At 70.3% G+C, this 21148-nt stretch carries 19 protein-coding genes, 2 tRNA genes, 1 pseudogene and 1 riboswitch; of the genes and pseudogenes, 12 read left to right on the plus strand and 10 right to left on the minus strand.

All coding sequences use genetic code 11. The features are described 5' to 3' along the window. Together ABTX62_RS02270 and ABTX62_RS02275 are read left to right on the plus strand one after the other, a co-directional pair. Nucleotides 1-411 (plus strand): annotated as a pseudogene (locus tag ABTX62_RS02270) (DEAD/DEAH box helicase); the annotation flags it as partial. 205 nt (nt 412-616) lie between these two features. Further along, a tRNA-Lys gene (locus ABTX62_RS02275) sits at nt 617-689 on the plus strand. Nucleotides 690-837: 148 nt separating this feature from the next. Here the strand turns inward: ABTX62_RS02275 and ABTX62_RS37845 are convergent. The 3 genes from ABTX62_RS37845 to ABTX62_RS02285 all read right to left on the minus strand — a co-directional run bounded on the left by ABTX62_RS37845 (nt 838) and on the right by ABTX62_RS02285 (nt 2334). Continuing rightward, nucleotides 838-1311: a DUF6907 domain-containing protein gene (locus tag ABTX62_RS37845; RefSeq protein ID WP_502997888.1), complete on the minus strand. Its 474-nt coding sequence runs from the start codon at nt 1309-1311 to the stop codon at nt 838-840. An 18-nt stretch (nt 1312-1329) separates the two neighbouring features. Beyond that, nucleotides 1330-1986: a hypothetical protein gene (locus tag ABTX62_RS02280; protein ID WP_352114381.1), complete on the minus strand. Its 657-nt coding sequence runs from the start codon at nt 1984-1986 to the stop codon at nt 1330-1332. 102 nt (nt 1987-2088) lie between these two features. Continuing rightward, a complete protein-coding gene (locus ABTX62_RS02285) occupies nt 2089-2334 on the minus strand; it encodes a hypothetical protein (protein ID WP_315884511.1) in 246 nt (81 codons plus the stop codon). A gap of 628 nt (nt 2335-2962) precedes the next feature. Between ABTX62_RS02285 and ABTX62_RS02290 the strand changes: the two genes are divergently transcribed. Next, the gene (locus ABTX62_RS02290; RefSeq protein WP_352114382.1) at nt 2963-6283 is read left to right on the plus strand and encodes a type ISP restriction/modification enzyme; all 3321 of its coding nucleotides are present in this window, start codon (nt 2963-2965) and stop codon (nt 6281-6283) included. A gap of 415 nt (nt 6284-6698) precedes the next feature. Here ABTX62_RS02290 and ABTX62_RS02295 read toward each other — a convergent pair whose 3' ends face one another. After that, on the minus strand, nt 6699-7559 hold the full coding sequence (locus ABTX62_RS02295; protein ID WP_352114383.1) for an RNA polymerase sigma factor SigF: 861 nt from the start codon (nt 7557-7559) through the stop codon (nt 6699-6701). Nucleotides 7560-7890: 331 nt separating this feature from the next. After that, on the minus strand, nt 7891-8334 hold the full coding sequence (locus ABTX62_RS02300) for a MarR family transcriptional regulator (RefSeq protein ID WP_352114384.1): 444 nt from the start codon (nt 8332-8334) through the stop codon (nt 7891-7893). Between the two features lie 196 nt (nt 8335-8530). On the opposite strand from ABTX62_RS02300, the gene ABTX62_RS02305 reads away from it, so the two are divergent. The 5 genes from ABTX62_RS02305 to ABTX62_RS02325 all read left to right on the plus strand — a co-directional run bounded on the left by ABTX62_RS02305 (nt 8531) and on the right by ABTX62_RS02325 (nt 12684). Further along, nucleotides 8531-9703, plus strand: a complete 1173-nt coding sequence (locus ABTX62_RS02305) for a PP2C family protein-serine/threonine phosphatase (RefSeq protein WP_352114385.1) — start codon at nt 8531-8533, stop codon at nt 9701-9703. Nucleotides 9704-9849: 146 nt separating this feature from the next. Next, nucleotides 9850-10761 (plus strand): STAS domain-containing protein, encoded by a 912-nt coding sequence (locus tag ABTX62_RS02310; protein ID WP_352114386.1) that lies wholly within the window; start codon nt 9850-9852, stop codon nt 10759-10761. Further along, nucleotides 10758-11171 (plus strand): STAS domain-containing protein, encoded by a 414-nt coding sequence (locus ABTX62_RS02315; protein ID WP_352114387.1) that lies wholly within the window; start codon nt 10758-10760, stop codon nt 11169-11171. Before ABTX62_RS02310 ends, ABTX62_RS02315 begins: the two co-directional genes overlap by 4 nt. Next, nucleotides 11171-11614, plus strand: coding sequence for an anti-sigma regulatory factor (locus ABTX62_RS02320; protein WP_283974213.1), 444 nt, complete (start codon nt 11171-11173; stop codon nt 11612-11614). The genes ABTX62_RS02315 and ABTX62_RS02320 overlap by 1 nt, the downstream gene beginning before the upstream one ends. Then, nucleotides 11614-12684, plus strand: coding sequence for a SpoIIE family protein phosphatase (locus tag ABTX62_RS02325; protein WP_352114388.1), 1071 nt, complete (start codon nt 11614-11616; stop codon nt 12682-12684). Before ABTX62_RS02320 ends, ABTX62_RS02325 begins: the two co-directional genes overlap by 1 nt. A gap of 282 nt (nt 12685-12966) precedes the next feature. On the opposite strand, the gene ABTX62_RS02330 is transcribed toward ABTX62_RS02325, so the two are convergent. The 3 genes from ABTX62_RS02330 to ABTX62_RS02340 form a co-directional block, all read right to left on the minus strand. Beyond that, nucleotides 12967-13467: a MarR family winged helix-turn-helix transcriptional regulator gene (locus tag ABTX62_RS02330; RefSeq protein ID WP_352114389.1), complete on the minus strand. Its 501-nt coding sequence runs from the start codon at nt 13465-13467 to the stop codon at nt 12967-12969. 118 nt (nt 13468-13585) lie between these two features. Next, entirely contained in the window at nt 13586-14227 is a 642-nt protein-coding gene (locus tag ABTX62_RS02335; protein WP_352114390.1) for a GTP cyclohydrolase II, read from the minus strand. A 372-nt stretch (nt 14228-14599) separates the two neighbouring features. After that, the gene (locus ABTX62_RS02340) at nt 14600-15115 is read right to left on the minus strand and encodes a MarR family winged helix-turn-helix transcriptional regulator (protein ID WP_352114391.1); all 516 of its coding nucleotides are present in this window, start codon (nt 15113-15115) and stop codon (nt 14600-14602) included. 76 nt (nt 15116-15191) lie between these two features. Between ABTX62_RS02340 and ABTX62_RS02345 the strand changes: the two genes are divergently transcribed. From ABTX62_RS02345 to ABTX62_RS02360, 4 genes are all read left to right on the plus strand, one after another. Then, nucleotides 15192-16322 carry a dihydrofolate reductase family protein gene (locus ABTX62_RS02345; protein WP_352114392.1) on the plus strand — a complete coding sequence of 377 codons (1131 nt, stop codon included), beginning with the start codon at nt 15192-15194 and terminating at the stop codon, nt 16320-16322. Nucleotides 16323-16416: 94 nt separating this feature from the next. Next, nucleotides 16417-16611 (plus strand): hypothetical protein, encoded by a 195-nt coding sequence (locus tag ABTX62_RS02350; RefSeq protein ID WP_352114393.1) that lies wholly within the window; start codon nt 16417-16419, stop codon nt 16609-16611. Between the two features lie 89 nt (nt 16612-16700). Next, nucleotides 16701-16774 (plus strand) — tRNA-Met (locus ABTX62_RS02355). A 299-nt stretch (nt 16775-17073) separates the two neighbouring features. After that, nucleotides 17074-17230, plus strand: a riboswitch (cyclic di-AMP (ydaO/yuaA leader). Nucleotides 17231-17241: 11 nt separating this feature from the next. After that, entirely contained in the window at nt 17242-18276 is a 1035-nt protein-coding gene (locus ABTX62_RS02360; RefSeq protein WP_352114394.1) for a M23 family metallopeptidase, read from the plus strand. A gap of 216 nt (nt 18277-18492) precedes the next feature. Here the strand turns inward: ABTX62_RS02360 and ABTX62_RS02365 are convergent, their stop codons facing one another. Both ABTX62_RS02365 and trmB read right to left on the minus strand, forming a co-directional pair. Next, nucleotides 18493-19854, minus strand: a complete 1362-nt coding sequence (locus ABTX62_RS02365) for a PrsW family intramembrane metalloprotease (RefSeq protein WP_352114395.1) — start codon at nt 19852-19854, stop codon at nt 18493-18495. Nucleotides 19855-19913: 59 nt separating this feature from the next. Then, a complete protein-coding gene (trmB, locus tag ABTX62_RS02370) occupies nt 19914-20792 on the minus strand; it encodes a tRNA (guanosine(46)-N7)-methyltransferase TrmB (RefSeq protein WP_352114396.1) in 879 nt (292 codons plus the stop codon). Between the last annotated feature and the right edge of the window lie 356 nt (nt 20793-21148).

Below are 21148 nucleotides of genomic sequence, written 5' to 3' on the forward strand. Positions count from 1 at the left end.
GGTGGGCGTTCGTTCGAGCGTCGTGACGATCGTGGTGGCCGTGGGTTCGAGCGTCGTGACGACAGTCGTGGTGGTGGTTTCCGCCGGGACGAGCGTCGTGATGACAGCCGTGGTGGTGGGCGTTCGTTCGAGCGTCGTGATGACCGTGGTGGCCGTGGGTTCGAGCGTCGTGACGACAGTCGTGGTGGTGGTTTCCGCCGGGACGAGCGTCCGGGCCGCCCGTTCGAGCGCCGGGACGAGCGCGGTGGGCACCGTGGCAGTGACCGCCCGTTCAACCGCGACCGTCAGGGCGACCGTCCCGGTTTCCGCACCTCCGGTCACGACCGTCCTTCCGGCCGTCGTGACGAGCACCGCGGTGGCGGCTCGTTCCAGCGCCGCGAGGACAAGCCGCGCTGGAAGCGCAACGGCTGACATCAGCGCGTGAGGAGCGCCGTGGTTCCGTCCCAACGGGTGGGCCACGGCGCTCTGTCGTTCCGGCGGGCTCGCGCGAACACGCCCGAATCGGTGGCTCGAGGGCGCTCATCGGCCCTGTTCGTCCGTCCGACAGGGCCGGGAGACCGATACCCGATCGGAGAGTCGGCGTCGTCCGGTTATGCTCGTGGGGGCGACATCGCCTGGGCCCTTAGCTCAATTGGCAGAGCAGTGGACTTTTAATCCATTGGTTGTGGGTTCGAGTCCCACAGGGCCTACCGAGGCCAGGGCCGTTCTGTGGCTTTGACCAGCGGTTTCGTGGCCCCGACCAGTCCTCTTGGCCGGGGCCACGCCACGTGTGGAGTCCGTCTGCGTGAGCGGGTGTGCCAACAGGCAGCGTGGCTTGTTCAGCTGCCGCGTCCTTTCTTAGGGTCCGCCGCCCCCGGGCGTGGTCCCCTTTGTGGCATTGAAGGCGTTGGTGAGACCGTCGAGGCGGTCGGCAAGCTCCCGAAGCCGATCCGCGTGTGCCGTGAGGGACTCCGAGAGGCGACGCAAATCGTCGGAACTGTGCGGATGCCAGTCGCCATCCATCTCGACGTTCACGAAGGGGACGTGACCGGGTGGGCGCTCGGTGAAGGGGCGTTGTTCGAAGCACGCACGCAGAACCACCGGCGTGCCACGGCTCGTTGAGACTGTGAATTCGTAGTCAGGGCTCGAGTGCGTGATGTCGACGCGGTAGCCGCCGGGCTGATGCTCTGTTTCGCTTCCGGTACACCAGTCGGGCTCCCAGACGGTGACGGGCCCATGGTCGCACGTGGGGACAGTCACTGTCCGGGACGAGTTGTCATGATCCGGCATGAGCGCGTTCCTTGTTCGGCGGTCATCGGCCCAGGCCGGCATTTGGGTGAGGACTCCGGCTCAGTCTTCGTTCAGGAGTTCAGCCGCGGCCTTTGGATCCATGAGGGTCGACCAGGCTTGCTCGGCGGGAAGAAGGGGGCGGCTGGGGAGGGCGTACTCGGGGTACCAGGCGGTGGGGTCGCAGCCGGGGACATGGCGCAGGATGACCGCGATGAGGTCGTCGGGTACGGAGCCGGTGATGCGCACCGCAGCATAGGTCTCATGGCCGTCGTCGGCGCGTACGAGGATGCCGAGGCGGAAAGCGGGAAAGTCGGCGGCGTGTTCATGCCCGTCGTGCAGTGATCCACGAGCCAGCTCCCGGACAGCCGCAGCGAGATCGCGGACGAGCCGGGCACCGGCCTCGAGTTGGTAGCGATCACGGTCGTTCTGGTCAGGGAGGAGACGCCCGACGTACGTCGTGGTGCTCAGGGGCTGGCGGTTGTTGGCGTTGTAGTGGGCTCGTGCGGCCCTCGCGGTCGTCTCCAGGGCTGAGTAGAAGTCGTCCGGTGAACCGTCCTCGCGTTGCCCGGCAGCGATGAGCCAGGGCAGATCCTCGTCGGCCCAGACCGCTCCGCGCCAGCGTTGGACCTTGACTTTGAAGAGGACCTCATCATCGATCGAGCGGATGCGCTCATGCCCGGCCCCGTCGTCGGCGAAGTGTTCCCGGGCCTTGGACAAGATCGGATGATCCAGTTCGTCGAGCGGTTCCCGGGCTGACGGTAGCGGTAGTTTCAAGTCCTCGCGGAGCGCGCGGAGGGTAGGTCGAGCGGGCCGCACGGATCAGTCGTCCTCGCCTACTCCGCCGAGTTCCTTGATCCGCTCCGGTGACAGTCCGGTGAGCAGCGAGACACTCGATTCCACGGATCCGTCCAGCTTGCGCATCTTCTCCAACATGCTGGCCCGAACCTCCTCACGGCGGATCTCCAAGTAGGTTCGGACGGCCTCGGCGACCAGGTCCTTCTTAGTCATCCCCAGAAAATGGGCGCCGTCCGCGATCAGCTCGTCTATGGCTGCATCGACCTTCAACGGAGCGGTCGTACGGGTTGTCCGACCGCGGGCTTCCTCTGTGGTTCTCATGCTCACACCCTCTCTGGTACCAAAAGGTACTCCTATTCTTCCCTGCTCGCGAGCGGTGATTGGATAGCGAAGGGCCCAGGCCGTCGTCTCGGGGCGGGAGGAGGTGACCGCCGCGGTCGCTGTCGTCGACATCAGCAATCTGTCCCCCGCGCCACGCTCGGACGCAGACGTAGACGACAGACTGCACGCGGTAGATCGAGTGGTTCGCCAAGTCGGGAAGCAGCACTGATCATGCGACTCCGACCTGCAGCTGCGTCTGTGCGGGGGATGGCTGTTCCGCGACAGACGGGCTACCCGGCAGTGGGAGTGGGCGCTGCCGCACCTGGCGGACTTCCACACCCGGCGTGATGGTCTGCGGGTCGAGTCGGAAGGTGAGCTGGTGTAGCCGTCGCAGGACGATGACATTGGTGCTTCCGTGCGCCCCCGCATGAACCCTCCAGGCACCCCGCACTCCCCTCCTACGGTCATGGAACAGCGAGGGCCGGAAAAGTCCGGCCCCGACGGGGAGCACGGTGCGGCAGGTGACCGCACTGACTTGACGTCGGCCGGATCTGCCCGCCTTGGGGATGGGGGCGGTATGGGGTCCCGTCGCAGGATCGATGACAGCTTCGAGCAGGCAGTGCAGGCCGCCGTGTCGATGTTTGGGGCGGAGGTCACGCCAAAGCTGAGAGGCGGTGGGTGGCAGGAAGACCAGCTCCGGGGACCGCTGGAGAACATGATCCGGTCCATATGCCGTGGCTTGGGTCTGGACGTCACGCTCATTGGCGAAGTCCCGCTTGTCGACAGGGGAGCCCGCCCTGACTATGCCGTTGAGGTCGGAGGCGCCCTCGTCGGTTACATCGAGCTCAAGAAGCCGGGCACCCAGGCCGACCCGTCCGTCTACACAGGCCGCAACGCCGAACAGTGGGCAAAACTACGGCTGCTCAACAACGTTCTGCTCTGTGACGGGAACGAATTCTCCGTCCACCAAGAGGGCCAACGGGTTGGTGAAGTGGCCCACATGAAGGGCTCGGTTCTCACCTCTGGATCCCGGCTTACCCCCGCCGACGGGACACTCGCGCGGGTGCTACGCGAATTCCTGACCTGGGAGCCGCAGACACCTCGCACCACGAGTCAGCTCATCCGAGCAGTCGCCGGGCTATGCCAACTTCTGTCGGAAGAGGTCGGAGAAGCGATCGCACAGGAGAAGAGCCGTCGACGTCCACCGGCATTCACGACACTCGCCAAGGACTGGCGACACCTGCTGTTTCCGGAAGCAACCGACGCCCAGTTCGTCGAGCAATACGGTCAGGCAGTGGTGTTCGCACTGCTGCTCGCCAGGGTGGAGGAGATCAATTTCGAAGGCGAAACTGTGCATGAGATCGCCACGAAGCTCGGCAAGAAGCACTCGTTGATGGGGCAGGCGCTGGATGTCTTGGCCGGCGACTCTGTTGCTGGCCTGTCCACCACGCTGAACACATTGCTTCGTGTCATCGGCGCGGTCAGATGGGATGTGCTGGACGATGGCACCGGGGACGCCTACTTCCTGCTGTACGAGCACTTTCTCCAGATCTACGACCCGGACCTGCGGATACGCACAGGCTCGTACTACACACCGCGTGGCGTCGTCTCGGCCATGGCCCGGCTCGTCGAGGACGTCCTGAAGCGGGAGGGTTTCCGTATCCCGTCCGGCTTCGCTTCTCCCGATGTGGTCCTTGTCGACCCAGCCATGGGCACCGGCACCTTCCTCCTGTCGGCGCTGGAGCTGGCCGCCGAGACCATCACCGAGGCAGAGGGCCCAGGCGCGGTGGGCCCACGCTTGCGAGAGATGGTGGGACGTCGGCTGGTTGGTTTCGAGATGCAGGTCGGTCCGTTCGCTGTCGCGGAACTACGCATGCACGCCATGCTCAAGCAGTACGGGTCCGCAGCCCCCGCCCGGGGACTCAGGCTGTTAGTGGCTGACGCCCTGGACAGCCCGACAGCCGAGTTCAACTGGATCCCTCACACCTACCGGGCGCTCGCGGAATCCCGCCGGCAGGCCAACCAGGTCAAGCGGGACGAACGTGTCATGGTCGTCATGGGCAACCCGCCTCACGACGCCGTGAAACGGGGCGCTGGCAAGTGGGTGGAACGAGGGGAGCCCGAGGCGGACATCCCGGCCCCGCTGGGGGCCTTCCGGCAACCCGGCAACGGCAGGTACGAGTCGAAGATCGCCAACCTCTACGTCTACTTCTGGCGCTGGGCCACCTGGAAGGTCTTCGACGCACACGACGACGTGCCATTCGGTGTGGTCGCGCTGATCACGCCGAAGGCATGGCTCAAGGGGCGGGCGTTCGCCGGAATGCGGCGTTATCTACGCGAAACCGCCGACGAAGGCTGGATCGTCGACCTGTCCCCGGAGGGCCACCGCGCGGATGTCGCGACCCGGATCTTCCCCGAGGTCGCCCAGGAATTGTGCATCGCGATCTTTGTGCGGTGGCGGGACAGCCCCAGGCCGCGGACGGACCAGCAGACTGCAAAGGTAAGACACCTCAAGGTCGGCGGGCGCCGAGACGAGAAGATCGAACGCCTGACGACACTCAGGCTCGACGACCCCGAATGGCGCGAGTGCGCCAGGGGTGAGACGGATGCCTTTCTGCCACCCGGCAGCGACCTGTGGGAGTCCTGCCCGCAGCTGAGAGATCTGATGCCGTGGTCGTCTCGTGGCGTCACGCCCGGGCGCATGTGGGTCTACGCGCCGGACGAGGACACACTTCATAAACGGTGGCAGCGCTTACTCGCCGCGGATACCGAGAGACGCGCCGAGATGCTCGGACGCTCTGGTGAGCGAGCGCCTTCAGACAATGTCCCGCCCCTGCCAGGAGTTGAGTCTCACGGGCGGATACCGCTCGCCGCCGAGCACAGGACAAACCCTCAAACGGTGCGCATTGGGTTCCGCTCGTTCGACCGGCAATACGTGTTGCCGGACAGCCGATTGATGGAGCGAGGCAGAGCGGACCTTTGGCGAGTTCGCAGCGACCGCCAGATCTACACCGTTGAGCAGAACGCCCACCCGGTGGTCAACGGTCCGGCACTCGTCTTCAGTGCCCTCATTACCGACATGGATTATTTCAACAACCGCAGCGGTTGCGCCCGTCCCCTCTACCGCAACGCCGCCGGCACGCTGCCCAACGTCATGCCCGGTCTGCTCCCCCTGCTCGCCGGGCGGCTCGGCGTACCGGTCGTCGCTGAAGATCTGCTGGCCTACATCGCCGCGATCGCGTCCCACCCGGAGTACACGGCTCGATTCCAAGAGGACCTCGAAGTCCCCGGCGCGCGGATACCCCTCACCGTTGACCTTTGCTTGTGGGAGCAGGCAGTTGCCATCGGCAAGCGAGTCCTGTGGCTACACACCTACGGCGAGCGGTACGTCGACGAGACGGCCGGGAGGCCGTACGGCAGGGTGCTGCTACCACGCGACCGCCCTCGATGCGTCGAGGAGATCCCGGACGATGCGGAAGCCATGCCGGAAAAGCTGGCGTACGACCCCGTGACACAGGATCTGTGGGTCGGCAGCGGACGGATCAGTCCGGTGCCTCGCGCGGTCCGGGAGTACGAAGTGTCCGGGATGAACGTTCTCGACAAGTGGTTCGGCTACCGACGGAGGAACCCCGCCGGCAAGCGACGCCTCGAACTGGACCACGAGGTAGCTCCGCGCTGGCTTCCCTCATGGACAACGGAGCTGCTGGAGTTGCTGAATGTCCTCGGCCTGCTCGTGCGAGAGGAGCCAGCACAGGCCGATCTCTTCAATGATGTGTGCGCGGGCCCACTGATCACGGTGACGGACCTGACCACAGCGGGGATCCTCCCTGTTCCCACAGAGGCAACCAAGGCGCTGAAGGCAACATCGGACGCGGGCGACGCACTATTCGACCTGTAAGCGAAGGAGCGGCCGCCGAACCACGTGCAACTGGTCCAAGTCGTCGCGAACCTGCGACTCGACCCGATCGGGCACGAGTCCGCTCCCACCCCGGAGCATGCTGGGACTGCGAGCGCCAGAAGCAGTAGCGCCGCACCTACATCGCTGCTGAACGTGCTGCTCAGCCGACCTCTTCTGCGTGAGCGATGCGTGAGCGGACGGAACCGCACAGGCCATCACCGAGAAGACCGCGTCACGAGTCACATCAGTCCTGACCAGGTGGTTCCGGACATCGAAGAACCGTCCGGAACCACTCAACAAGCTTTGGCCAGGACTTTTGATCCATTGGTTGTGGGTTCGAGTCCCACAGGGCCCACGGGGGAGCCCCGGTCCGGATCGTCTCCGGGCCGGGGCTCTTGTCGTTGCGGGGGTGGGGTCAGCCGGTGGTGAGCATCCCCGACCGCAGTCGGGCCACGGTGCGGGAGATCAGCCGGGACACGTGCATCTGGGAGATGCCCAGCCGGGCGCCGATCTCCGCCTGGGTGAGTTCCTCCACGAAGCGGAGGTGGAGGATGAGGCGCTGGCGTTCGTCGAGTTCGGCGACCAGGGGGGCCAGGGCGTGGAAGTTCTCGACGAGTTCGAGGGCCGGGTCCTCCTCGCCGATGAACTGCGAGAGGGTGGTGTCGCTTTCGTCGGGGTCGCCGGTGACCGTGGCGTCGAGGGAGGAGGACAGGTAGCCGTTGGCGGCGATCTGGGCCTCGACGACCTCTTCCTCCGTCAGGTTCATCAGGGCGGCGAGTTCGGCCACCTTGGGTGCGCGGCCGAGGCGGGAGGCGAGTTCCTCGGTGGCCTTGGCGAGTTCGGTGCGGGCTTCCTGAAGGCGGCGGGGCACGTGCACGGCCCAGGAGGTGTCACGGAAGAAGCGCTTGATCTCGCCGATGATGTACGGCACCGCGAAACTGGTGAACTGGACCTCGCGGGAGACCTCGAACCGGTCGATGGCCTTGATCAGGCCGATGACGCCGACCTGGACGATGTCCTCCATGGACTGGCCGCTGGTGCGGAAGCGGCGGGCCGCGAAGCGCACCAGGGACATGTTCATCTCGATGAGCGTGTTGCGGGCGTACTGGTATTCGGGTGTGCCTTCCTCGAGCACGGCGAGCCGGTCGAGGAACTGGCCGGTCAGCCCGCGTGCGTCCTGCGGGGCGAGCTTCTGGGGCTCGGCGATCTGCGGCAGTTCCTCACCGGTGTAGGTGGCGGAATCCGTCGTCGTGCCGATGCGCGTGGTCGCCGTCACGGGCCCTCCCTCTTGTTCCGGCCCGCTCCGATCCCCCGACAGGCCACCTCCAGCGCCGTTACCCGCCATCGCCCGGCTCATGCCCGGCATATGCCCCGGCGAGACGTTGACCACAGTCGGCGCAGGTCGAGGCGGTGTCGGGGTACCCGGTCCTGTGCTGCGACGGTACGGGCAGAGGAGGGTGGGCGGTGCGGTGCGCGGGAGAAGGGCGACGGGTTGGCGGAGCGGACAGTTGTCGTTTGACAACTATAGGTGGAGGGCAACAGCCTAGGCGTGCCGAACGTGTCGGGGGAAGAGACCGGAAGGGCCGGTTCCGTGCGCGGCGGGTGGTTCAGGCAGTCCGGGTGCCGGACGAGGGGGAGTCTTCGGAGTCGTCGTGTATCTGGGTCGCCGCCGCGTCGCAGAACGCCTCCAGCCCTTGCAGCAGCGCCACCCGCTTCGCCGCGGGCATCTGGTCGAGCACCGCGCGCAGCGCCTGCTCCCGGCGTACCCGCAGGTCGGCGAGGAAGGTGCGGCCCCGGCCGCTGAGGTGCAGGCGCACCTCGCGCCGGTCGGCCGCACTCACCTCACGCTCGACGAATCCGGCCGCCTGCAGCCGGTCGCAGAGCCGGCTGGTCGAGGGCGGTGTGGAGGCGAGGGAGTCGGCGAGCGTGCGCAGGTTGATGCCCTCGTGGTGTTCGAGGATGAGCAGCACCCGCAGCTGGGAGGCGGAGGCCGGCGCCGTCGAGGCGCGGCCCCAGAGGACTTCCAGCAACTCCGCGGCCGTGGAGGTCACACGGGCGACCTCTGCTGGCTCAGGGCGGGGTCGGAGGGAAGTCACAGTCACACTCTCGCAGGCACCGGGATGGCCGTCAGCGTACTAGGCGTGATGTGAGCCGCCCGGGACCCGCCTCCCGCCTCCCGGCTCCGAAGACGAGAAACCGTTTCCGAGGACGTGTCGACGTCCCACCGAGGATGGTGAACAGACCACCGTGACCACGATCACGCACAGATTCGTGGCCGCCGAGCGCGCGCTGCGCACGGCGGCCCCCCACCAGTTGCTGGACGCGGTCCGTCGTGTACTGACCGATCAGTACGCGGCGGACTCCGTCGAGCTTTTCCTGGCCGACTACGGGCTGACGGTGCTCCAGCCGGTGTCCGTGCTGCCGCGCACCCTCCCGCCGGTGTCCGTGCACAACAGTCCGGCGGGCCGGGCCTTCGGTGCGCAGGAGCCGTACGTGGAGGCCTTGCCGGGTGATCTGGTGCGGGTGCATCTGCCCGTCACCGTGCGCGGCGACCGCCTCGGGGTGCTGACCGTGACCCTGCCGGGCGGCGGGCACGCCGACGGCTGCCTGGGCGAGCTCGCCGAGATCGCCCAGGTGCTCGGGCACGAGGTCGTCGTGGCCGAGCGGGACACCGACGTGTATCTCCAGGCGCGCCGCCGGGGCCGGCTGACGCTGGCCGCCGAGATGCAGTGGCAGTTGCTGCCGGGCCGCTCCTGCGCCCGCCCCGAGTACGAACTGGGCGCGCAGCTGGAACCGGCGTACGCGATCTTCGGGGACAACTTCGACTGGTCCGCCTCGGCCGACCGGCTCAGTCTCTACGTCACCAACGGCATGGGCGAGGGCATAGAGGCCTCGTTGCTGACGAACCTGGCGATCAACGCCCTGCGTAACGCGCGCCGGGCCGGGCTGCCCATCGAGGACCAGGCGGCCCTGGCCGACCAGGCGGTGTACGCCCACTACCGGGGCCGTTGCTATCTCTCCGTGCTGATGCTCGACTTCGACCTGGCCACCGGGCAGGTCCGGGTGGTGGACGCCGGGTCGCCGCGGATGCTGCGGCTGCGCCGGGGCGCGGTGGAGCGGGTGCCCTTCGAGGCCCAGCTGCCGCTCGGCATGTTCGAGGAGACCGACTACGTCGTCCAGGAGTTCCGCGCCGAGCCCGGCGACCGCCTGGTCTTCGTCAGCGACGGGGTGTACGACGTCGCCTCCCCGGGCGGCGTGGCCTACGGGGACGCGGCCCTGGCCCGGGCGATCCAGGCGACCCGGCTGCTGCCCGCGGCCGAGGTGCCCCGGGCCGTCCTGCGCGAAGTGACGGGTCATCGCGGCGAGTCCACTCCGGACGACGACGCCCTCGTGGTGTGCCTGGACTGGCGTGGCCGGTAGAGGTTGGGGGAAGGCGCAGGTCGGGAGCGCCGACGGGCAGTTGTTTGGTGGTGCCGCACGCCGGCACTAATGTTTGTCATACGGCAAGTAACGGCTGAGGCGCCGTCGTGCGACCTCGGTCCGGCCGGTGCAAGGGAGCGATACAAGTGTCGGTGTCGGAAGAGAACGCGGAACACGAGCCGGCCGCATACCAGGTGAGCGCATTCCTGGAGCGGCGCCGGGAGCAGATCGCCCAGCGGTGGGCGGACGCCGCGCTGTTCCGCACGGTCTTCACCGTGTCGCGTGACGAGGCGGTCGAGGCGGGCCGGGCCGTGACCGCCGCGCTGGCGGCCGTGGCGGCCTCGGGGCGGCTGGAGGACATCCGGGCGGCCGGCTTCGAGTCGGTGCGGGACCAGTTGGGGCGCATGGCGGCCTCCCGTGCCCGCACGGGCATCGACCCGGACGGGGTCGCCACCGAAGTGGCCGCCCTGCGTGAACCGGTGGCCGACCTGCTGCGCGCGGAGTTCCCGGAGCCCTACGCCCCCGAGGCCCAGGAGGCCGTGGTGGCGCTGACCGTGCTCATGGGCACGCTGCGCCTGGTCGTGCTGGAGACGACGGTCAGCGCGGGCGAGGAGCTGATCGCCCGGCAGCGCGAGCAGCTGCACGAGGTGGCCACCCCGGTGATCAAACTCTGGGACAGCACGGTCGCGGTGCCGCTGATCGGCACCCTCGACAGCGCGCGCAGCCAGGTGGTCATGGAGAGCCTGCTGGACGCGATCGTCGCCGAGCGCGCCCGGTACGCCATCCTCGACATCACCGGCGTGCCCACGGTCGACTCGCTGGTCGCCCAGCATCTGATGAAGACCGTGGCCGCGGCCCGGCTGATGGGCGCCGAGTGCATCGTCTCCGGCATCCGGCCCGCGATCGCGCAGACCATCGTCCATCTGGGCATCGACCTGGGCACGGTGCTCACCCGTTCGAGCCTGGCGGACGCGCTCGCCTACGCCCTCAGTCAGCAGGGTGTGGAGATCGCGCCGCTGCGGGCGGCCGGCGCGGCGGCGGACGCGGGCACGCGGTGACCGGGCCGGCGGGGCACGGGCCCCTGGGCGGACACGGCTTCACGGTGCCGGTCCTCCAGCTGGGCGACGTCCTGCTCGTCACTCTCCAGGGGGAGCTGCACGACGGGATGGCCGAGCAGCTCCAGCAGGACGTCACGGACCGGATCTCGCACTCCCGGGTGAGCGGGGTGGTGATCGACATCTCCGGTGTGGAGATCGTCGACTCCTTCCTGGGCCGGGTCCTCGCCGAGATCGCCGCCGGAGCCAAGCTGCTGGCGGCCCGTACGGTGCTGGCGGGGATGCGCCCGGCGGTGGCGATCACCCTGGTCGAGCTGGGGCTCACCCTGCCCGGGCTGCGGACGGCCCTGGACGTCGAACGTGCGATGGAGCTGCTCGGTGTGACCACGCGCCGGGGCGAGGGGAGTCGGTGATGCAGACTTCCCGCCATGCCGGCCCGGCCAGCCTGCCGATCGGCTCGGACGCCGATCTGGCCTGGGTGCGGCAGCAGGTCCGGCAGGCCGCCGCCGAGCTCGGGTTCGGGCTGGTGCAGCAGACCAAGCTCGTCACGGCGGCGAGCGAACTGGCCCGCAACACCCTCGTCCACGGCGGGGGCGGCCATGTGCAGATCACTCCACTCACCATGGGGCAGTCGCACGGGCTGCGGCTGGCCTTCGTCGACACCGGGCCCGGCATCCGCGACCTGGACCAGGCGCTGACCGACGGGTACACCAGCGGCGGCGGGCTAGGGCTCGGCCTGAGCGGGGCCAAGCGGCTCGTGCAGGAGTTCGAGGTGGACAGCCGGCCCGGTGAGGGGACCACCGTCACCGTCACCGCCTGGGCCACCGTCGTACCGCCCTCCCGGACGGTGCCGTGATGAGCAGGGTCTGGGACGTGCCGGTGGACGACTCGACCCGGGTGCGGGACGTCCGGGTGGCGGCCGAGGAGGCGAGCGCCTGCGTCGGCCTGCCCCCGAACCGCACCGCGACCGCCGCGCTCGTGGCGACGGAGCTGGCGACCAACCTGCTGCGGCACGCGGGCGGTGGGCGAGTACTGATCAACCTCGTCGAGCGGGCGCACGACGACGGCCACCGGCCGGCGGTGCAGCTCGTCTCGGTCGACCACGGCCCCGGCATCCCCGACGTCGCCGCGGCGATGCGCGACGGATACACCACGACCGTCGCCGCCTCGCTCGGCGCCGGGCTCGGCACGTGCCGGCGCATAGCGAACGACTTCGATCTGCACAGCGCCCCCGGGCGGGGCACCGTCGTGATGGCCCGGATCGGCCACGAGCCGGCCGTCCGCAACCAGGGGCCGCCCCCGCCCGGTCCGCGCGCCGGGGGTGTCAACGTCCCCCTCGGCCGGGCTGAGCAGTCCGGTGACGCCTGGGGCCGGGTGCGCGGCGGCGACCGGCTGACCCTGCTGCTCGCCGACGGGCTCGGGCACGGGGCGAAGGCGGCCGAGGCCTCCACGGCGGCGGTGACGCAGCTGCGCGGCGTGGCCGAGCTGCCGCCCCCCGAGATCCTGCGGAGGCTGGGCCGGGCCCTGCGCCCCACCCGGGGCGCGGCCGTGGCGGTGGCCCAGCTCGACGTCGGCGCGGGGGAGTTGAGCTTCGCCGGGATCGGCAATGTCGGCGCCCGGCTGCGGACCGGCGGCACGTGGAAGGCGCTGCTGTCCCGCCCCGGCATCGTGGGCGCGCAGGCCCCGGCGTCCGTGCCCGTGCAGCGGGTGCCCTGGCAGGCCGACAGCCTGCTGGTCCTGCACAGCGACGGCCTGCCCAGCCGCTGGACGCCGCCCGACGACGGTGTCCTCCCCGGCTGCGACCCGGCGGTGGCGGCCGCGGTGGTGCTCCGCGACGCCGGGAGCGCGGCCCGGCCGACGCGGGACGACACCTGCGTGGCGGTACTGACCGCCGGTGGCGTGAGCCGCCACGGCTCGGGGGCCTGACGGGCGTCGAGGGGCGGGACGGCCGGCGGTGTGAGCGGCAGGGCTTGGGGAGGTGAGGGGTGTCGAGGGTGGGACGGTCGGTGGTGTTGACCGTCCTGGTGGTGTGAGCGGCAGGGCTTGGGGAGGTGAGGGGTGTCGAGGGTGGGACGGTCGGCGGTGTTGACCGTTCCGGTGGTGTGAGCCGTCAGGCTTGGGGATTTGGCGGGCGCCGAGGGGTCGGACGGTCGGCGGGAAGCCGGCGGCCGACCGCTGAGAAGACGCCGTCCGTGCGCTTCCCGGGACTCACTCGATCCCGTCTACGCCCGGTACCACCTTGTCCCGGGCCGTCAGGAATCCCCGCAATCCCCTGCGCAGTGCGGCCCGTTCGGCCGGTTCCATCGCGGCCAGCGCGGCGGCCAGGGCCTGGGCGCGGCGGCCGGCGACCTCCCCCAGCACATGCCGGCCGTGTGTGGTGAGCCACAGTTGCACCTCGCGGCGGGTGTCGGGGTGCGGGGACCGCTCCAGCAGGCCGGCCGCCGCCAGGCGGTCGCAGAGGCGGCTGGCCGTGGGGAGGCCGATGTCCAGGCCTTCCGCGAGTGCCGTCAGATTCAGGCCGGGCGTCGCCTGCACGGTGCGCAGGGCCCGCAACTGGTGCAGGGACAGGCGCAGGGAGGCCTCCTGGGCGGCGACCGACCACAGCGCCGTCAGACTCTCCACCGCATCGGCGATCTGCGATGCGACGGCCTCCGGACCATCGCCCGGTCCCCTCACCCGGTGGTCGCCGGGGCCGCCGAGATCGGTCACGAAACGGTCACTTCCATAAAGCTCCGGGTACGGATGAGGTCGCCCTCTTCCAAAGGCTGTACCCGAGGAACCGAGGGGCAAGCAGCTCGGTTCGGTGCCCGGCCGGACCGGGGGCGGTTCAGCCCGCGCTGAGTTCCGTCAGCGCGGCCAGCGGCAGCGTGTGCTGGGTCTGGAGGACCTTCGCGCGCAGGTAGCGGACGTTGTGGGCGGTGGTGAAGACGCCCGTGGGAACGCGGTCGCGCACGTCGACGCCCAGGGACCGCAACTGGCCCGCCTTGTCGGGGTTGTTGGAGAGCAGGTCCAGCTCGCCGATGCCCAGGGCCCGGAGCATCTGGGCCGCCGCCGTGTAGTCGCGGGCGTCCTCCGGCAGTCCGAGGGCCGCGTTCGCCTCGTAGGTGTCCAGGCCCTCGTCCTGGAGGGCGTAGGCGTCGAGCTTGTTGTAGAGGCCGATGCCCCGGCCTTCCTGGCGGAGGTAGAGGAGCACGCCGCCGCGCTCGGTTATGCGCTCGACCGCCTCGCGCAGCTGCGGGCCGCAGTCGCAGCGGGCGGAGCCGAACACGTCCCCGGTCAGGCACTCGGAGTGCAGCCGTACCAGCGGGACCGGCCCGGGCTCGCCCAGGACGACGGCCACGTGCTCCTGCCCGTCGGCCAGCCCGTGGAAGGTGACGAGCTCGGCGTCGGCCGTGTAGCCGTCGTGGAAGCGCAGCGGGACCCGGACGCGGGAGCGGGGGGTGGCGAGGACGGCGGGTGTGTCGGGCATGCGGGGCCTCCGGGTTCCGTTTCCTGCTCGGCTGCACAGCCGTATTGCTTCAGATTTGAAGCAGATGCACGAGGGGAACCCTACTCGTGCTTGAAATTTGAAGCAATGAGGATGAGGGGCGGGCTGGTGTGGCGAGCGTCACTGCCGGGTGGCCGACGTGATCGGCGTAGCAGCGGTGGCCCGGTGGCAGGGGTGGCAGGGGTGGCAGGGGTGGCAGCGGTGGCCGGGTGGCTGGGGTGGCCACGCGGGACCGCGTGGCCTACGTGGAGGCCGGAGTGCGCCCCGACCCGGGGCGAGGGCGGCTCGAACGGAGGTCAGTGAAGGAAGAAGGGGGCCCGCGTGGCCTGCGTGACCCGCGTCACCCCTGTCGCGTCACGCGCAGGGCGACGACGACCTCCGCCGCCACGGCACGTCGTCCGCCGCCGGCCGCGCCCCGTCCTCCTGGAGCCCTTGTGCGATCGCCGCGGAGATCATCTCCAGCTGCCCCACCTGCTCCTCGCTGAGCCGGTCGAACACGAAGCTCCGCACGGTCTCGACATGGCCGGGCGCCGCGCGCTCCAGCACGGCGAAGCCCTCGTCGGTCAGCGTGGCGACGCTGCCCCGCTTGTCGGCGGAGCAGGCCTCGCGCCGCAGCATGCCGTCCTTCTCCAGTCGCGTCACCGCGTAGGTCAGCCGGCTGCGCGTGATCTTCAGCCGCTCGGCGAGATCGGTCATGCGCAGCCGCCGTTCCGGGGACTCCGACAGGACGGACAGGATGGAGTAGTACAGGTGCGGCATGCCGGCGTCCTGCTGGAGCTGCCGGTCGATCGCGTCCTCCAGGAGCAGCGAGGCGGCGATGTAGGCGCGCCAGGCGCGCTGCTCATCGAGGGTGAGCCAGCGAGTCGTCATGCCGCCAGTGTAGGTTTGTTTCAAACTTGAACCAAGCCGGTCCAGTCCCGCCGTCCCGACCAGTCGCGGAGCGCCGATGCCTCACCCGTACGTCCTGCTGTCCGCCGCCGTCTCCCTCGACGGCTACCTGGACGACACCGGACCCGACCGCCTGCTCCTGTCGAGCCCGGCCGACTTCGACCGGGTCGACGAGGTCCGGGCCTCCGTCGACGCCATTCTGATCGGCGCCGGCACCATCCGCGCCGACAACCCCCGGCTGCTGGTCAACTCCGAGGCGCGCCGGACCGCCCGCACGGCCGCCGGGAAACCGGAGTACCCCCTGAAGGTCACCGTCAGCGGCTCCGGCGACCTCGACCCGGACGCCCCCTTCTGGCACACCGGCGGGGAGAAGGTCCTCTACACGACCGACCGGGGCGCCGCCCGCGCCCGTGCCCTCGGCCTCGCCACCGACGTCGTCCCGCTCGGGCCCGACCTCGACTGGCGGCGGCTCCTCACGCACCTGCACGACGTCCGGGGAGTACGCCGCCTCATGGTCGAGGGCGGTGGTCTGATCCACACCCAGCTCCTCACCCAGGGCCTGGCCGACGAACTCCAGCTGGTCCTCGCCCCGCTCTTCGTGGGCGACCCCCGGGCACCCCGCCTCTTCGGCCCCGGCGGCTACCAGGGCGGCCGGCTCCGGCTGCTGGAGTCGCGGCGGATCGAGGACGTCGTCCTCATGCGCTACGAGCCGACCGCCCCGGGCACCGGCCCCCTGCCCGCCGCCGCCGACCACCACTGGCTGGCCCTCGCCTGCGAACTGGCCGGCCACTGCCCGCCGTCGGACACGGCGTTCAGCGTGGGGGCGGTGGTGGTCGGCGCCGACGGCACGGAACTGGCCCGCGGCCACTCCCGCGAGGCGGGCGACCCGGTCGTGCACGCCGAGGAGGCGGCCCTGGCGAAACTCGACCCGGCCGATCCGCGCCTGTCCGGCGCGACGGTGTACAGCAGCCTGGAGCCCTGCGCCCGCCGCGCCTCCCGCCCCGCCCCCTGCGCCCGGCTGATCCTCGACGCGGGTGTACGGCGGGTCGTCACGGCCTGGCGTGAGCCGGACACCTTCGTCGCGGACGCCGACGGCAGCGGCCTTCTCTCGGCCGCCGGAGTGGAGGTCGTCGTCCTGCCGGAGCACGAGGAGCGGGCCAAGGCCCCGAACCGCCACCTCCCGGGCTGAGTGCGGGCCGATCGGTCCAACGGATCCTGCGTCCGCACCGCTGTCCGGGTCACGCTGCCTGCGGGGTCAGAACGACGGCGCGGAGGCGGCGGCCATGAGGTCAGCGCGGAGACGAAGGACGGCGGCACCCGAGTGGCTGTGCGGCGGACGCGTCGACGAGGGCCTCGGACCTCACCTGGAGGTCGCCCTCCACCACCCGGAGGAACGGATCGGCCGGCCCGTCCCCGCCGCTCACAAGGTGGCCGCACGGTCCCAACCGGCCGGGACCGACGACCTGTTCACCGCCTGAAAACCCTCACCCACACGGGCACCCCGGGCGGCTGAGCGGCGGGTGTGCGCGAAGCGTCCCGCGGATGGCGTACACTGGAGTCACAACGGCGCGGGGTGGAGCAGCTCGGTAGCTCGCTGGGCTCATAACCCAGAGGTCGCAGGTTCAAATCCTGTCCCCGCTACTGAAGGCCGAGGGCCGGAATCCGAAAGGGTTCCGGCCCTCGGTGCATTTCCCCGTAACCCTGATGACGGCCATTACGGTCGGTGAGCGAACCATCCCGTTCCGCATAACAACTGACATACCGTCAAACCCCGTCAGTCACTTGCGGTGTGGTCAACTCGCCCGATTTGAGCCGGTCATGGCAGGTAAGTCCGCGCGAAAAAGGTTAATGATCAAGTGGAATCGCTGGAATACCCCTCGCGCGTCTATTAACGTTCGATAACGCAGCGCGGTCGTCCCAGCCGTCACAGAAGGCGGCTCCGTGCGCACGCGCCGAATCCCGAAAGGGAACCGGGGAACCACCACTTGGGGTGAATCGCGCGGATGCCACCGTGGAAGCACGGCGGGTATACGCGCGTAGGAGACCTTCCTGCTCCGAACCCGTCAGCTAACCCGGTAGGCGAGAAGGAAGGAAAGGAGCACGCCCACGTGGCGTCAAACCGGCCTGCCCCCGCGGCCCCGCTCGCGCCGAAGCGCGACACCGACAGCTTCGGCTACGGCGGTCAGCGCACCGACGAGGGCCCGTTCCAGGAGTGGAACCCCACCGAGGAGTCCATCCGTCCCGTCCGTGGCCGGCACCGCGTCACCAAGCAGCGCGGCGGAGGTCTCGCCCGCAGCTCCACCGTCCTCGGCGTCGGTGTCATAGCCGCCGTCGGTGCGGGCGGCATGGCCAGCGCCCAGACCGGCAAGCCCCCGGTGTCCATCTCCGTGCCGGACCTGCCCTCGGTGGGTTCCCTCATCTCGGATGACGACACCCCCGAAGGTTCCGCCACCCCGCTCAGCAGCCTCGGCACCGCCACGGCGGACCCCCAGCAGGGCGCCTCCGGCGCGGGCGCCGGCGAGGCGCTGCGCGCCCGGATCATGGCGCAGGTCGAGCACCAGCAGGACCAGATCGAGACCAAGGCCGCCCAGGACGCGGCGGCCGCCGCCGAGAAGGCGGCGGCGGAAGCCGTCGCCAAGGCGGAGAAGGAAGCCAAGGCCAAGGCCGCCGAAGCCAAGAAGAAGGCGGAGGAAGAGGCCGAGAAGAAGGCCGAGGCCGAGCGGCTCGCCGCCCTCGCCAAGCAGTTCACGCTGCCGACCTCCTCGTACACCATCACCTCCAGCTTCGGCCAGGCCGGCGCCTACTGGTCCTCCGGCTACCACACCGGCCTCGACTTCGCCGCCCCCACGGGCACGCCGATCAAGGCGGTGCACAGCGGCACCATCACCGAGGCGGGCTGGAACGGCTCGTACGGCTACAAGACCGTCCTCACCCTCGATGACGGCACCGAGATCTGGTACGCGCACCAGTCGTCCATCGGCGTCAGCGTCGGCCAGAAGGTCAGCACCGGCGACGTCATCGGCCGCGTGGGCGCCACCGGCAACGTCACCGGGGCGCACCTCCACCTGGAGGTCCACTCCGGCGGATCCGCCGGCGGCATCGACCCGATGGCGTGGCTGCGGGGCAAGGGACTGAACCCGTAAGCCACCAGACCCGTTGAAGCACCGGCGGCCCTGACGACGACCCCCCGACGTCAGGGCCGGCGGTCTTCCCGGCGCGGTGTCCACGGGAGTGTCGTGCCCCGTGGGGAATGAGGTTCCCGTGGTCGCGGTGGTCGCGGTGCACGGTGGCCCTCGCCCGGCTCCGTGGCGGGCCGGGTGCGCGGTGGCACGGCGCGGAGGCCTTGGCCTGAGCCCGGGCTAGGAGCGGTACGGGTTGTACGCGGGGTAGGGCGCCGGCTGGTGGCCGTGGCCGTACACCCCGTACACCGGCCAGGGCTGAACCGCCGCCGGGACCGGAGGGGCCGTCATCCGGGCCGCGTGGTCCAGCGCCGGGCGGGCCACCTCCCGGCGCCGCCACAGCTCGCCGAGCAGCTCCCGCTCCCGTACGGCGAAGTCGGAGGCGGCGCTGCCCCGCCGGGCCCGGTGCCGCAGGAACGCCAGCGATGTCGCGTACGCCTCGTAGCGGGCCACCTCCCGGGCCGCCGCCCTGCCCGCGGACCGGCGGGCGTCCTGGCGGGCGATCCGCCGGGCCCGCATCGAGCCGAGCGCGAACGGCTCGGCGGGGGTCAGCCAGCCGGCCACGGCGTAGGCGGGCAGCTCCGCCCGCACGGTCTTCAGCTCCCGCTGCCGGGTCCAGATCACCAGCCACGTCAGCAGCCCGAAGATGGGCACCATGAACGCCGCGTACACGGCGAAGAACCCGTACTCGCCGAACGCCGACGAGCCGTTCCACATCGCGTGCATGCCCATCGCGAGCAGCAGCCCGGACAGCGGGAAGGCGACGCGGCGCAGATGCCGGTGCTCCGCCGAAAGCGCGGAGATGCCGAAGCCGATGCCGGTGAGGACGGTGAACAGCGGGTGCGCGAACGGCGACATGATGATGCGCACGAAGAAGGTCGCCGCCGTGACGGAGGCGATGCCGGTGCCGCCGGTGAGCTGGTCGGTGCCGAAGGCGGTGCCCAGGTAGAGGATGTTCTCCGTGAACGCGAAGCCGGTGGCGGTGACCCCGGCTATGACGACGCCGTCGACGATGCCGGTGAAGTCGCGGCGCCGGAAGAGGAAGACCAGCAGGACGGCCGCCGCTTTGGCCGACTCCTCGACCACCGGCGCTATCACCGTCGCGCCCAGGGTGTCCGCGCTGGACGGGTCAGCCGTCGCCGTCGCGATCCATCTCGTCGCGAAGCTGTTGGCGACGATCGCTATCAGCGCCGCCGCGCAGGCGCCCCAGGCGAAGCAGAACAGCAGGTTCCGCCAGGGGCCGGGCTCGACCCGGTCCAGCCAGCGGAACGCGGCTATCAGCAGGGGCACCGGGAGGACGGCCAGGCCCAGCCCGACCAGGAATCCCTCCGTGCCGGTCTCCTCGCGGACCAGGGCGAGGATGACCAGGCCGGATATCGCGAGGAGCGTGCTCAGTGCGCCGTAGCGCACCCAGGCGCGCTGCCACCAGTGGGCGTGCCGCAGGGAGCCGGCTGTGCCTGAGCGGGCGGAGGGTGCGCCGCCGGTGGGTGTGCCGTCGGTGGGACCGCTGGGGTACGACGGGTATGGGGGGCTTGTGGCCACGGCATTGACCCTAACGACGGATGGGCGCTGTCCGCAGGCGGGAGAGGTGCCAGGGGTGGTCAGGCGCCGGCGGGGGACTGGTCCACGTGCTGTACGCGACGGAAGAGGAGGTCGTTCACGACATGTCCCTTGTCCAGTCCCTGGCCCTCGAAACGGGTCAGCGGACGGAAGTCGGGACGCGGCGCGAAACCACCGTCGGCCTGCGTGTTCTCGAAGTCGGGGTGTGCCGTGAGGACATCGAGCATCTGTTCCGCGTACGGCTCCCAGTCGGTGGCGCAGTGGAGGATCGCACCGGGCCTGAGACGGGTGGCGGCCAGACTGAGGAAGTCGGGCTGGATGATCCTGCGCTTGTGGTGCCGCTTCTTGGGCCAGGGGTCGGGGAAGTAGACGCGCAGACCGTCGAGGGAGTCCGGGGCCAGCATCTCGCGCAGGAGGATGATCGCGTCGCCGTTGCCGACCCGGATGTTGGACAGGCCGTTGCGGTCGGCGAGGTTGAGCAGGTTGCCCTGGCCGGGGGTGTGGACGTCGACGGCGAGGATGTTCGTCGCGGGGTCGGCGGCGGCCATCTGAGCGGTGGCCTCGCCCATGCCGAAGCCGATCTCCAGGACGACGGGGTTGTCGTTGCCGAACAGCTCGGGCAGGTCGAGGGTCCGGCCGTCGATGTCGAGGCCCCACTTGGGCCACAGGCGCTGCAGCGCGTCCGCCTGGCCGGCGGTGACGCGGCTGCGCCGCGGCTGGAAACTCCGGATGCGCCGCTCGAAGTGCGACCCGGCGGGGTCGGCCTTCGGCCCGTCGGGGAAGCGCGGCTCCCCCATGGCCCGGGTGCGCGCGCGCCGGACTGAGGCACCGGGCGTGTGCGGGTCCTCGTGCGGGTGCTCGTGGGGGCGGGGGTCCGGGTCCGGGTGCGGGTTTTCGGGGGTGTTCGCGGAGTCATACACAGTGCCCCTGATTTTACGGCTGCGGTGTGACGCGGACTCCCCGGTGGTGGGTCGGGGCCGCGCCGGGGGGGTGCCCGTCCTCGGAACGGCGCGATGGGGTCGGGGCCGACTCACCTCCCGTCGACGCGCCAACCGCTGCGGGCGGACACCCCCCGACACGTCCCCTACTCGCCGTACGCGGGTGCGGGAGCGTCTCGCGTGGTGCGGCGGGCCCTTGTCGCCGTGTTGGGGTGCGGGTCTCGTGCGGTGGCGCGTCCCCTTCTCGCCGTACGCGGGTGCGGGAGCGTCTCGCGTGGTGCGGCGGGCCCTTGTCGCCGTGTTGGGGTGCGGGTCTCGTGCGGTGGCGCGTCCCCTTC

This window comes from Streptomyces sp. NPDC096046, from assembly GCF_040303285.1.
Lineage (GTDB): Bacteria > Actinomycetota > Actinomycetes > Streptomycetales > Streptomycetaceae > Streptomyces.